At 71.6% G+C, this 11,588-nt stretch carries 11 protein-coding genes; 5 read left to right on the top strand and 6 right to left on the bottom strand.

The window, feature by feature from the left end:
• Window positions 1-120: 120 nt before the first annotated feature.
• From ABH940_RS15650 to hpnH, 3 genes are all read right to left on the bottom strand, one after another.
• The gene (locus ABH940_RS15650) at window positions 121-1,176 is read right to left on the bottom strand and encodes a hypothetical protein (protein ID WP_370068295.1); all 1,056 of its coding nucleotides are present in this window, start codon (window positions 1,174-1,176) and stop codon (window positions 121-123) included.
• A gap of 52 nt (window positions 1,177-1,228) precedes the next feature.
• Complete coding sequence (locus ABH940_RS15645; protein ID WP_370068293.1) at window positions 1,229-1,999, bottom strand: hypothetical protein; 771 nt, start codon at window positions 1,997-1,999, stop codon at window positions 1,229-1,231.
• 199 nt (window positions 2,000-2,198) lie between these two features.
• Window positions 2,199-3,203: an adenosyl-hopene transferase HpnH gene (hpnH, locus tag ABH940_RS15640; RefSeq protein ID WP_370068291.1), complete on the bottom strand. Its 1,005-nt coding sequence runs from the start codon at window positions 3,201-3,203 to the stop codon at window positions 2,199-2,201.
• Between the two features lie 79 nt (window positions 3,204-3,282).
• Between hpnH and ABH940_RS15635 the strand changes: the two genes are divergently transcribed.
• The 3 genes from ABH940_RS15635 (at window position 3,283) to ABH940_RS15625 (ending at window position 6,636) form a co-directional block, all read left to right on the top strand.
• Complete coding sequence (locus ABH940_RS15635; RefSeq protein WP_370105484.1) at window positions 3,283-3,993, top strand: TetR/AcrR family transcriptional regulator; 711 nt, start codon at window positions 3,283-3,285, stop codon at window positions 3,991-3,993.
• A gap of 121 nt (window positions 3,994-4,114) precedes the next feature.
• Window positions 4,115-5,707: a flavin-containing monooxygenase gene (locus ABH940_RS15630; RefSeq protein ID WP_370105483.1), complete on the top strand. Its 1,593-nt coding sequence runs from the start codon at window positions 4,115-4,117 to the stop codon at window positions 5,705-5,707.
• A gap of 35 nt (window positions 5,708-5,742) precedes the next feature.
• Window positions 5,743-6,636: an SDR family oxidoreductase gene (locus ABH940_RS15625; protein ID WP_370068285.1), complete on the top strand. Its 894-nt coding sequence runs from the start codon at window positions 5,743-5,745 to the stop codon at window positions 6,634-6,636.
• Window positions 6,637-6,643: 7 nt separating this feature from the next.
• On the opposite strand, the gene ABH940_RS15620 is transcribed toward ABH940_RS15625, so the two are convergent.
• The gene (locus ABH940_RS15620; RefSeq protein WP_370068283.1) at window positions 6,644-7,105 is read right to left on the bottom strand and encodes a MarR family winged helix-turn-helix transcriptional regulator; all 462 of its coding nucleotides are present in this window, start codon (window positions 7,103-7,105) and stop codon (window positions 6,644-6,646) included.
• 90 nt (window positions 7,106-7,195) lie between these two features.
• Here ABH940_RS15620 and ABH940_RS15615 point away from each other — a divergent pair, with 90 nt between their 5' ends.
• A complete protein-coding gene (locus ABH940_RS15615; RefSeq protein WP_370068281.1) occupies window positions 7,196-7,675 on the top strand; it encodes a hypothetical protein in 480 nt (159 codons plus the stop codon).
• A complete protein-coding gene (locus ABH940_RS15610) occupies window positions 7,672-9,282 on the top strand; it encodes a multicopper oxidase family protein (RefSeq protein WP_370105482.1) in 1,611 nt (536 codons plus the stop codon). Before ABH940_RS15615 ends, ABH940_RS15610 begins: the two co-directional genes overlap by 4 nt.
• Window positions 9,283-9,307: 25 nt before the next feature.
• Here the strand turns inward: ABH940_RS15610 and ABH940_RS15605 are convergent, their stop codons facing one another.
• Both ABH940_RS15605 and ABH940_RS15600 read right to left on the bottom strand, forming a co-directional pair.
• A complete protein-coding gene (locus tag ABH940_RS15605; RefSeq protein WP_370068277.1) occupies window positions 9,308-10,048 on the bottom strand; it encodes a DUF4232 domain-containing protein in 741 nt (246 codons plus the stop codon).
• Between the two features lie 46 nt (window positions 10,049-10,094).
• On the bottom strand, window positions 10,095-11,537 hold the full coding sequence (locus ABH940_RS15600) for an aspartate aminotransferase family protein (protein WP_370068275.1): 1,443 nt from the start codon (window positions 11,535-11,537) through the stop codon (window positions 10,095-10,097).
• Window positions 11,538-11,588: the final 51 nt, after the last annotated feature.

Raw genomic sequence — 11,588 nt, 5'->3', positions numbered from 1 at the left:
CTACAACCAGGTGGTCCAGGTGGGCATCGCGGCCATCGGCACCACACTCCGCGTGGAACTCGACATCCAGGCCGTACAGGGGACCACCCTCCCGATGGCGTGACGGCTGCCCCGTCACGATCACACGTCGAACCCCACGTGGACGTGGTCGTGGTGGGTGTCGTCACTGAAGAACTGGTCCGGCGTCCCGCCGCTCAACAGGTAGGGCCCGCCCACGTTGTAGGACCCGGCCGCCGCTGCCGCGCGCATGAAGCCCTCCACCAGGGCGCGCGGCGTGGCCGGGTCGATGACGGCCTGGCCGTCGATCCGCCAGACGTCGAAGGCGCGTCCCTTGGGGTGGTCGCTCGGCCGGGTGGTCCCGAAGACGTCGATCGGATGGCCGGAGCGGACCACGCTCAGCTCGATCCGATGGCTGTGCGACAGCGTCAGCATCGCCTCCAGCGCGCTGTCGTGGATGGTGCCGCTGAGCACGTCCGCATGTGCTGCCGGAGGCAGTGTGATCGCGTCCGAGCCGAGCACCGCGCGGGCGGCGGAGCTGAGCGCGGAGGGCGCCAGCGCCGGGCCGGGGACGGCGGGATGAAGTGCCGTCACCTGCCAGAGCGGCTGCGCGCTGCTGAGCCGTACGTCCACGGTGGTCCCGCCGCTGTCCGCGGTCGTGGTGTCGGCGGTGTCGGTGTGTCCGGGGGTGTACTGGCGGCAGACCACGAGCACGCTGGCCGCATCGCTGAGGATTCCGCCGTACTGCGCCTCCAGTACCTGCAGCGCGGCCTCCGGCGCGGAACCCAGCAGGCCGCCCGCCTGGGCGGCGAGTCCCGGGTCGTAACCGGCCGCGGCTGCCCGGCGCGCCGCAGCGGCCTCGCCCGATCCGCCCACCGGCCAGCTTCCCAGCGCCTCGATCAGCCGCACCGCGCGGAGCTTCACCTGCGGGTCGATGTCGTTGCTGCTGGGCTGCCACGCGGTCGTCGCCGGCAGTGCCGCCGCGCTCGACGTGTGCGTGGAGGGGACAGCGGACGACGGTAGCGGTGTGGGATGCGAGGTCGTGGAGGTCGCGGACGCTCCGGTCGGGCTGTGTGTCGCCGAGGAGCAGGCCGCGACAAGACCCACCACCGCGCCCGCGCCGACCGCGAGCACGCTGCGTCTGCTGACGACCGGCCCGGCCGCGTCAGGAATGCCCACGGCTCCAGTCTGCCCCCGCCGGACGCAGGCCGGGGCAGGGGCCGCAAGGGACTCAGCCGGAGGCGCGTGCCATCTGGTCCAGGTCGCGGAGCAGCGCGGGCAGCTCCGGGCCGCGGCCGACCGGGATGATCTCGTGCGGCTTCTCGTCGAGCAGCAGCAGTGCGATGTCCTCCGTGTGCGCCGCGAGGCTCCAGCCGGGCCCGTCGGCACGGACGATCCGTGCGCCGTCCGGGGCCGGGGCGGAGCGCACCCGACCGGCGGGCGGCGGGTCGCTGGTGTAGCCGCGGGCCTGGTCCAGGGCTCGCTGGACGTGCTGCGGAGGCTGGGCGCCCGTGGAGTCAAAGCTTGCGCCCTCGGCGACCTGGTGGCGCCAGGTGAGCCAGTGCTTGGCCACCTCGTCCGCGGCCAGCCGCCGGTGCGCCGGGCCCCAGGCCTGCGGGTCGGGGGCCCGCAGCAGCACCGGGTGGTCGCCCTGCGGGTCGTGCGGCTCGGGGATGTCGGGCGTGGCGATGGTGATGGCCAGCGGCCAGCCCGCGACGGTGTCGACGACGGTGCGTTCGGGCGCGGCCAGCTCGTACTCCATGCCGCAGTCCCAGGCGGCTATCGCGCAGCCGACCAGGGCCGCGTCGTCGCAGACCACCGTCCAGCGGGCACCGGTGCCGTCCTGGCCGAAGAGCAGGCCGTAGCCGTCGGACCAGGGCTCCACACCGAGCGCGGCGCAGGCCTCCGGGTAGTCGTCCCCGAGCACGCTCGGGAACTGCGCTGGGGTCACCAACAGCGCCGTGAGCACGTAGAACGTGTCCAGCTCTTCCTTCGCGGCCATGGTGCCTGCCCCTAACTTGCCTTGCTGTGTCCGACTGATCTGCTGCCCCCCGATGGGGCCTCATGCTAGTGACGCGTCGGTAGCGTTTGCCAGGGACGAAAGGGACGGGCCGTCGTATCGTGCCGCAACGTTTCGGCTTCGATACGACGGCCCGTCCCTGGTTAGGCCGATCGGGTGAGAGAGGAGCGGGCTGGACAGCTCAGCCGCTGGTGACCGCCCGCAGGCTCTCCTTGAGGGAGGACATGGTGGCCAGCACGGCGGTCGGCTCGTAGCCGCAGTGCGCCATGCAGTTGTCGCAGCGGGGGTCCTTGCCGCGGCCGTAGTTGTCCCAGTCCGTCGAGTCCAGCAGCTCCTGGTAGGAGTCGACGTAGCCGTCGGCCATCAGGTAGCACGGCTTCTGCCAGCCCTTGAGCGAGTAGGACGGGATCGCCCACGGGGTGCACTCGAAGTCGGTCTTCCCCTCCAGGAAGTCCAGGTAGAGCGCGGAGTGGTTGAGCCGCCACTTCTTGCGGCGGCCGTCCCCGAAGGCCTTCTTGAACAGCTGCCGGGTCTGCTCGACGCCGAGGAAGCGGTCCTGGTCCGGGGCCTTCTCGTAGGCGTAGCCGGGCGAGATCTGCATCCGGTCGACCTTGAGCTCGTCGTTCAGGTAGTCCAGCACCTCGATGATGTCCTGAGGGCTGTCGTTGTTGAAGAACGTCGAGTTCGTGTAGACCTGGAACCCGGCCGCCTTGGCCTGCCGGATGGCCGCGATGGCGTCGTCGAAGACGCCTTCCTTGCTCACCGACTCGTCGTGCCGCTCACGCAGCCCGTCGATGTGGACCATCCAGGCGAAGTTGCGGTGCGGCTTGAACTTGTGGATGTGCTTGGGCAGCAACAGCGCGTTGGTGCAGAGCACCACGAACTTGCCGCGCTTCAGCAGCTGCCGCGTGATCTCGTCGATCTGCGGGTGCATCAGCGGCTCGCCACCGGCCAGCGACACCATCGGTGCGCCGGACTCCTCCACGGCGGCGACGGCCTGCTCCACCGGCATGCGCTGCTTGAGCACACTGGCCGGGTGCTGGATCTTGCCGCAGCCCTGGCAGGCCAGATTGCACGCGAAGAGGGGTTCCACCTCGACGATCAGTGGGAACTTCTCGCGGCGGGCAAGCTTCTGCTTGAGGAGGTACGTGCCCATCTTGACGGTCAGATTGAGTGGGAGTCCCATGATCCATGTCTCCGTTCCCGCGGGCCGCGGGTCCGTGGCCCTCCTCTAACATACAGTCTGTATGGAACAGGATGTAGGTATGACAGCTCCTCGATCGGCGCGTGGTCCGCGTGGTCGGCGTGCGGAACACACCGCCGACACCCGGCGCGCGCTGCTGCGCGCGGCGCGCACGCTGTTCGCCGAGCGTGGGTACACCGCGACGGGCACGGAGGACATCGTCGCTGCGGCCCAGGTCACCCGGGGTGCGCTCTACCACCACTTCAAGGACAAGGCCGACCTGTTCCGCGCGGTGATGGGCGATTGCGCCCAGGACATGGCCGAACGGTTGGTCGAACAGGAAACCGCGCGGGCGGAGGCCCAGTCGGGTGACGCCTGGACGCTGCTGCGGCTCGGATTCCAGTCCTTCCTCGATGCCTGCAACGATCCCGACTTCCAGCGGATCGTGCTCGTCGAGGGTCCGGCCGTGCTCGGCCACAGCGCCTGGGACGCACTGGTGGAGCAGCACGGCTACGTGCTGCTGGCCGAGGAGCTGACCAGGGCGATCGCCGAGGGCAGCATCCAGCCGATGCCGGTCGCGCCGCTGACCAGGCTGCTGGCCGCGCTGATCTCCGAGGCCAGCCTCTATATCGCCCGGGCGGAGGACCACGCCCGGGCGCGTCGCGAGGCGGGCGAGGTCCTGGACCGTCTGCTCACCGGGCTGACCCTGCCGGGCGTCCCCGGAGGTGGTAGGGCCGGTGGGGCCGACTTCGGCGACGCGCCGGGCGCGGGCTTCGGACGTACCGGCGCGTAACTTCCGGCTTCCGGAGTCTTCCCGAGCCATCCGGTGTCCCCTACGCTCCTGACTGTGCCACCGATCACTGGCACAGTTGGTGGCGGCGGGATCCGAGTGAGGGATGCGCGGGAGGACCGGTATGGCGGGCAGGCAGAAAACCGAGAAGGCCCAGAAGACGACCGGGGCGGCCGCGGCGGCCGGGGAGCAGGGCGCCGACAGTGCGGTGCAGCAGGTCAGGGTCGCTGTGATCGGCACCGGCTTCGGCGGACTGGGCGCGGCGGTGCGGCTGTGCGAGGAGGGCGTCACCGACTTCGTCGTGCTGGAGCGCGCGGACTCCGTCGGCGGCACCTGGCGCGACAACAGCTACCCCGGCTGCGCCTGCGACGTCCCCTCGCACCTGTACTCGTTCTCCTTCGCGCCCAACCCCGACTGGCCGCGCACCTTCTCCGGCCAGCCGGAGATCCGCGCCTACCTGGAGCGGATCGTCGACCGGTTCCAGCTCCGCCCGCACCTGCGGTTCCGGCACACCGTCACCGCGGCGCGCTGGAACACCACCACGGCACGCTGGGACATCGAGACCGACCAGGGCCGCTTCAGCGCCCAGGTCCTGGTCGCGGCCACCGGCCCGCTCTCGGACCCGCAGATCCCGGACGTGCCCGGGCTGGCGGACTTCCCCGGGCAGGTCTTCCACTCGGCGCAGTGGAACCACGAGTTCGACCTGAGCGGCAAGCGCGTCGCGGTCGTCGGGACCGGCGCGTCCGCGATCCAGATCGTGCCGGCGATCCAGCCCGTGGTGGACAGGCTGGTGCTGTTCCAGCGCACGCCCGCTTGGGTGATGGCGCGGATGGACCGCGACATCACCTCTGCCGAGCGGTTCCTCTACCGGCGTCTGCCGGCCAGCCAGAAGGCGCTGCGCGGCGCGCTCTGGCTGATCCGTGAGTACCAGGTCGGCGCGTTCGTGAAGCATCCCGGACTGCTCAGGGCGGCCGAGGCGCTGGCCGGGCAGAACCTGCGACGGGCCGTCAAGGACCCGGCGCTGCGGGCCAAGCTCACGCCCGACTACCGGTTCGGCTGCAAGCGGGTGCTGCTCTCCAACACCTACTACCCGGCGCTGGCCCAGCCCAACGCCGAGGTCGTCGCCTCCGGGCTCAAGGAGGTCAAGGGCGGCACCTTGGTCGCCGCCGACGGTACCGAGCACGAGGCCGACGTGATCGTCTTCGGCACCGGCTTCCATGTCACCGACATGCCCGTCGCCGCCCACATCACCGGCGCGGCGGGGACGACGCTGGCGGAGGAGTGGTCCGAGGGCATGTCGGCGCTGCGCGGCACGACCGTGCGCGGCTTCCCGAACCTGCTCTTCGTGATCGGTCCCAACACCGGTCTCGGCAACAGCTCGATGGTGCTGATGATCGAGTCCCAGCTCAACTACCTGGCCGACTACCTGCGCAAGCTGGACGCCAGCGGCGCCGTCGCCCTGGACGTCACCGCCTCCGCGCAGCGACGCTGGAACGACGATGTGCAGCGCCGGATGAGCCGGACCGTGTGGAACACCGGCGGCTGCCGCAGTTGGTACCTGGACGGCAAGGGCAACAACACCGTGCTCTGGCCGGGCACCACCGCGCACTACCGCCGCGAGACCCGCGCGGTCGACCTGCACGAGTACGACCAGGTCCGTCAGGTCGACGGGGCCCTTGTGGTCCCCACCGCCGCGGCTGCCCCCGCACACGCGTGACCACCGCACCGAACGCCGCCCGAAAGGTTCGTGAGATGTCCAAGCACAGCATGGCCGCCCAGGTCGCCGTGATCACCGGCGCCGCCCGTGGGGTCGGCGCCCAGCTCGCCCGGGTGCTGGCCGCCCGCGGTGCCAGGGTGGCGCTCGTCGGCCTGGAGCGCGACGAACTGGCCGCCGTCGCCGAGTCCTGCGGGCCCGACGTCGGGTGGTGGGAGGCGAACGTCACGGACCGCGAGGCGCTGCGCACGGTCGCGGACGAGATCGTCGAGCGCTACGGGAAGATCGACGTGGTGGTCGCCAATGCCGGTATCGCCACCGGCGCGCCGTTCATGGACTCCGACCCGGACGTCTGGACGCGGGTGATCGACGTCAACCTGGTCGGCAGCGCCAACACCGCCTGGGCCTTCCTGCCCGCGCTGACCGCCTCGCGCGGCTACTTCCTGCAGATCGCCTCGCTGGCCGCGCTCACGCCCGCGCCGTTGATGACGGCTTACTGCGCGAGCAAGGCCGGGGTCGAGGCCCTCGCCCACTCGCTTCGTCCGGAGTTGGCGCTCAAGGGTGTCAAGGTCGGTGTGGGGTACCTCAGTTGGACCGACACCGACATGGTGCGCGGCGCGGACGAGGACGACGTCATGCGCGACATGCGTGCGGGCCTGCCCTGGCCGCTCAACAAGACCTACCCGCTGGCCCCGGCCGTCGAGCGGATCGCGGACGGCGTCGCCCGGCGCTCCACCCACGTCTACGCCCAGGCCTGGCTGCGGGCGATGCAGCCGCAGCGGCACCTGACGCCGCTGATCGTCGGCGCGGTCGGGCCCGTCAAGCTGCGCGCGATGGGCTCGCGGCTGGCGGAGTTCGCGGAGAAGCCGCGCGGCCTGGTCGGCCGTGGCGGCGCGGCGGACGACGCGGCGCGCGGGACGCAGGTCAAGTAGCGGCGGGTCAGTTGGCCGACCTCGGCTCGGGGGAGCCGTCCGGGGCCGGGGAGGCGGCGAAACGGGCCAGCAGGGCGCGGAGGGTGAGTGTCTCCTCAGGCGTCAGGCCCTGTGCCAGCCGCTGGTCGGTCCGCTCGGCCGTCTCCTTGACCCGCGCCAGCACCTCGTGTCCAGGGTCGGTCAGGGTGACCAGGTGGGCTCGGCGGTCGGTCGGGTGCGGCTGGCGTCGCACCAGGCCGCGCTGCTCCAGCCCGTCGATGTAACGCACCATCGAGGACTTGTCGTTGCCGGTCAGGTCGATCAGCTGACGCTGGGTCAGCGGGCCGAGCTGGTGCAGGCTGAGCAGCAGGCCGGCTCCCGAGGTCTCCAGCCCGATCGGGCGCAGTGCCTCGGTGAAGGCGCGGGAGGCGCGGACATGAGCCTGACGCAGGATCATGCCCAGGGGCGGGGAGAAGGGTTCGTTCGTCATCGAGGTCCAGCCTAAGGGGTGGTGTCAAAACAATCTCATATGAGAGTATCTCGCCAGAGACGAGTTTCCGCTCCTCCCTGGGGGATACGCATGTCGAACAGAACCACCCCGCACCGATGGCCGGTCGTTTCGCTGCGGGTGACCGCCGCGCTGGTCGCCCTGCTCGCGGTTGCGCAGCCGGTGCTGGCCGGTGGCTTCCTGCAGGGGTTCTACCCGCTGCTCAATGCCCACATGTTGGCGGCGATGATCCTGGCCACGGTGGCGCTGCTGGCGGCGATCGCCGGTGTGCTGGTGTGGCGGGTCTCCGGCGGGCCGCACTCCTTCGCGATCCAGTACGCCGTCATGGTCGTGGCCTGCGCGGCGCAGATCAGTCTCGGTTTCGACCGGGTGTTGATCCTGCACGTACCCCTGGGCGTGGGCATCTTCGTGATGGCCGAGAAGTTCGCCGTGGACGTCTTCACGTTCAAGCCGGACGCGTCGGCCGACACTGTTGGCGACGAGGCCGACCAGGCCAACGAGGCCGACGAGGCCGAGGCCGCCTCCGGTCAAGCCGCCGAGGTGGGTGCATGAGCGCCGCTGAGGCGGGGGCGGCGGGCCCGGTGGCGGCGGGGATGAGTCGACGCCGGATGCTCGGGATCGGCGCTGCCGCGGTGCTCGGCGCGGGCGCGGTCGCCGGGGGACTGCCCGCGCTCGGGCGGTTGATCCCGAACGGCCAGCCGGGCCTGCTGCTCGGCAGCAAGGTGCCGCTGCCCGCGCGCTACGCGGTGCCGCTGCCCGTGCCGTCGGTGCTGAAGCCGGTGCGCACGGACGCGACCACCGACTACTACGAGATCACCGCCCGTCCGGGGCTGGCGAATCTGGTGCCGGGCCGTCAGACCGAGGTCTGGGGCTACCAGGGCATGTTCCCCGGCCCCACCATCGAGTCGCGCTCGGGCCGACGCACTGTGGTCACCCACACCAACGAACTGCCGCACGCCACCGTGGTCCACCTCCACGGCGGCCACACCCCGCACGAGAGCGACGGCTACCCGCTGGACCTGATCACCCCGCTCGGCGGCAGCGCGGCCGGGGTGGGCGGCAACGCCGGGATGGCCGGCATGCCGGGGATGTCGTCCGCGACCTTCGCGCCGCAGCGCCAGTACGTCTACCCGATGCAGCAGCGCGCCGCCACGCTCTGGTACCACGACCACACCATGGGTTTCACCGGCCCGCACGTCGATCGCGGGTTGGCGGGGTTCCACCTGGTCCGCGACGACGAGGAGGCCGCGCTCGGCCTGCCGCAGGGCCCGCGCGAGCTGCCGCTGATGATCGCCGACCGCGCATTCGACGAGAACGGCAACTTCGCCTACCCGGCGCTGGACCCGTCCGAGGGTCGGCCCGGTGTCCAGGACACCTACATGAACGGCGTGTTGGGCGACGTCATCCTGGTCAACGGCGTGCCCTGGCCGGTCGCCAAGGTCGACCGCGCCCGCTACCGGCTGCGGCTGCTCAACGCGTCCAACGCCCGCCGCTACCGACTGGAGCTCGACCCGCAGCCGCCGGGTGGCGGCGCGCTCGTCCAGATCGGCTCCGACGGCGGTCTGCTGGAGCGGTCCGTCACCCACGACGGCATCGAGCTGGCCTCGGCCGAACGGTTCGACGTCGTGGTCGACTTCGCCCGCTACCCGGCCGGGAGCAGCGTCCGGCTGGTCAACCGCCTCGGCAGCGGCGGCACGGCGGAGGTGATGCGGTTCGACATCGGCAGCGCGGGTGTCAGCGACGACTCGCGGGTGCCGGAGCAACTCGCCACCGTCGAGCGGCTGGACCCGGCCAAGGCCGTGGCCACCCGTACCTTTCTCTTCCAGAAGTCGGCCGACAGCTGGACCATCAACGGGCAGGAGTACCAGCCCGGCCACTCGCTGGCCAGGCCCAAGCTCGGTCAGGTCGAGATCTGGCGCTTCGTCACCGACGTGCACCATCCGGTCCACGTACACCTGGACCCGTTTCAGGTGGTCAGCCGCAACAACACCGCGCCCGGCGAGTACGACGCCGGGTGGAAGGACACCGTGGACGTGCTCCCTGCCCAGGGCGTCGAGGTCGCGGTCCGGTTCAGCGACTACGCCGGGCGGTTCCTGCTCCACTGCCACAACCTGGAGCACGAGGACATGGCGATGATGGCCGAGTTCACCACGGAGTAGCCGAGCGCGCCCCTGTGACGCCGCGTCAGTCCTGGTTGCCGGTCGTTCCGGGGACCACGGGGTGCACCTGGATGGCGCTGCAGCCCATCATCTGGATCGGCAGCCGCGTCGAGGTCTTGGTTCCGGGAGGCGTGACCAGCAGGCCCGCGTAGGTCGGGCAGCTGGTCGCGTTGCCCTCGGGCACGTCCGTGCCCTCGACGCGGGCGGAGGCCGTCGCGCCGGGGGCCACCACGACGGCGGTCGGCGCGGTGGCGCCCTGCGGTGCGCCGCCCATCATGCCGCGCAGGGTCCGGGTGGCCTGGGCGACCTGCTGGCCGCCGCTGTCCAGGGCGGCCACGCCCGGGTAGCCGTAGATGCTGCACGAGGTCGAGCCGGTGTTGTGGAACAGCAGCACCGCGGCGCTGTGCCCGGCCGCGCCGTCGCCCTGGCCCTCGGAGACGGTGATCTGCGAGCCGGTACAGGTGGGCGTTCCGGCCGCCTGACCGCCGCCCGTCGAGCCGCCGCTGGTCGAGCCCGTCGATCCCGTGGAACCGGAACCGCCCGTCGAGCTGCTGCCACCGGTCGAGCCGTTGCCGCCGGAACCGCCGGTGTCTCCCGAGCCGCCGGTGGCCGAGGCGGAAGCCGTCGCAGATGATCCGGCCGTCGCCGAGGAGCCGGAGCCGGAACCGCTGTTGCCGGAACAGGCGGTGGCGGCGAGGCAGAGGGCCGTGGCGCCCAGGAGAGCGAGACCGGCACGGCCGGCCCTGTGTGCAGGATTGATCTTCATGTACATGGAGACGGGCCGTCCGACCTGTGGGGTTCCTGGGCTGTTGTCACAGTTCCGTCCCGAGGGCCGCGCCTGCGGTCAGCACCTCGTCGACCAGGATCCGCAGGTCCTCCTCCGTGGTCGCGGCGTTGAGCAGACAGGCCCGCACCGCCTCGCAACCGGCCAGCACCGTGCCGGTGACGAAGGCCCGCCCGCGCTGCTGCACGGCGACCGCCAGCGCCGCGTTGACCTGCTGGACCCGCTCCGCAGGCAGCGCCCGCTCGCCCGTCGGCCGGTAGCGGAAGGCGACGATGGACGTCTCGACCGCGGCCAGCAGCTCCAGATCCGGTTCCTGCTCGACGAGTTGACCGAGCGTGCGGGCGAGCGCGCAGCAGCGGGAGATGTCGCGGACGATGCCCTCGCGACCCGCCGCCGCGATCGTCGCCCAGACCTTGAGCGAACGGAACGGGCGGGTCTGCTCGATCCCGTACTCGGAGAACCAGCCCAGGCCCCCGGCGTCCTCGTCACGGAGATAGGGCGGTACCAGGCTGAACGTCCCGCGCAGCTGTTCCGCGTCGCGGACCAGCACACAACCGCAGTCGACGGGCACGCCCAGCCACTTGTGCGGGTCCAGCGCCAGCGAGTCGGCCCGCTCCAGCCCGGCGTAACGCGGGGCGGACACCGGATCCAGCCGTCCGAACGCGCCGTAGGCGCCGTCGACGTGGAACCAGATGCCCTCGGCGCTCTGCTCGCAGACGTCGGCGAGCGCGGCCAGATCGTCGATCGCGCCGGTGTTGACCGTCCCGGCGGAGCCGACGACGAGGAACGGCACCAGCCCCGCCGCCCGGTCCGCGTCGAGCTGCGACCGCAGTGCGGCCGGATCCAGCCGTCCCTCGGTGTCGGTGGCGACCACCTTGAGGTTCCTGCTGCCGATGCCCAGCAGCTCGGCGGCCTTGCGCACACACGAGTGCGTCTCCGCGCTGACGTAGCCGACCAGCGGCGGCAGCGCCGCGACCCCGTCGTGACGCACGTCCACCCCGAGCCGCGCGGCGGCGCGGTTGCGCGCGGCACCGAGCGCGACGATGGTGGCCATCGACGCCCCGGAGGTCAGCAGCCCGCCACCGGGCGGATGCGGAAACCCGACCAACTCGGCCAGCCACCGCACGACCGTGCGCTCCAGATGCACGTCGGCGTGGTCGCCTCCGGCACTGCTCGGGTTCATCGCGGCCCCGGCCAGCGCGCCCAGCACCCCGGCGGGCGCGGGCGCGGCGTTGACCCACCCGAAGAACCGCGGATGCCCGTTACCCATCGGGTACGGCAGCACGGTCTCGCCGACCGTCTTCACCAGCGCGTCCAGTGCTGTGGGCACTTCCGGAAGCGGCGCGTCAAGCAGCGCGTCCCGCGCCGCTTCCGGCATCGGTGTCCAGACGCTCCGCGCAGGCAGCCCGTCAAGGTAGTCGGCGAGCAACTCGACTGCGTCGTGCCCGGCGGAACGAAAGTCGCTGGTCATGCCGCCACCCTAGCGAGCAGCCGACTGCGCCGGTCCGACCGTCTCACCGGC

Origin of the sequence: Streptacidiphilus sp. BW17 (assembly GCF_041262485.1) — a bacterium.
In the GTDB taxonomy this organism is placed as follows: domain Bacteria; phylum Actinomycetota; class Actinomycetes; order Streptomycetales; family Streptomycetaceae; genus Streptacidiphilus.
This window is presented reverse-complemented; position numbering and strand designations above follow the sequence as displayed.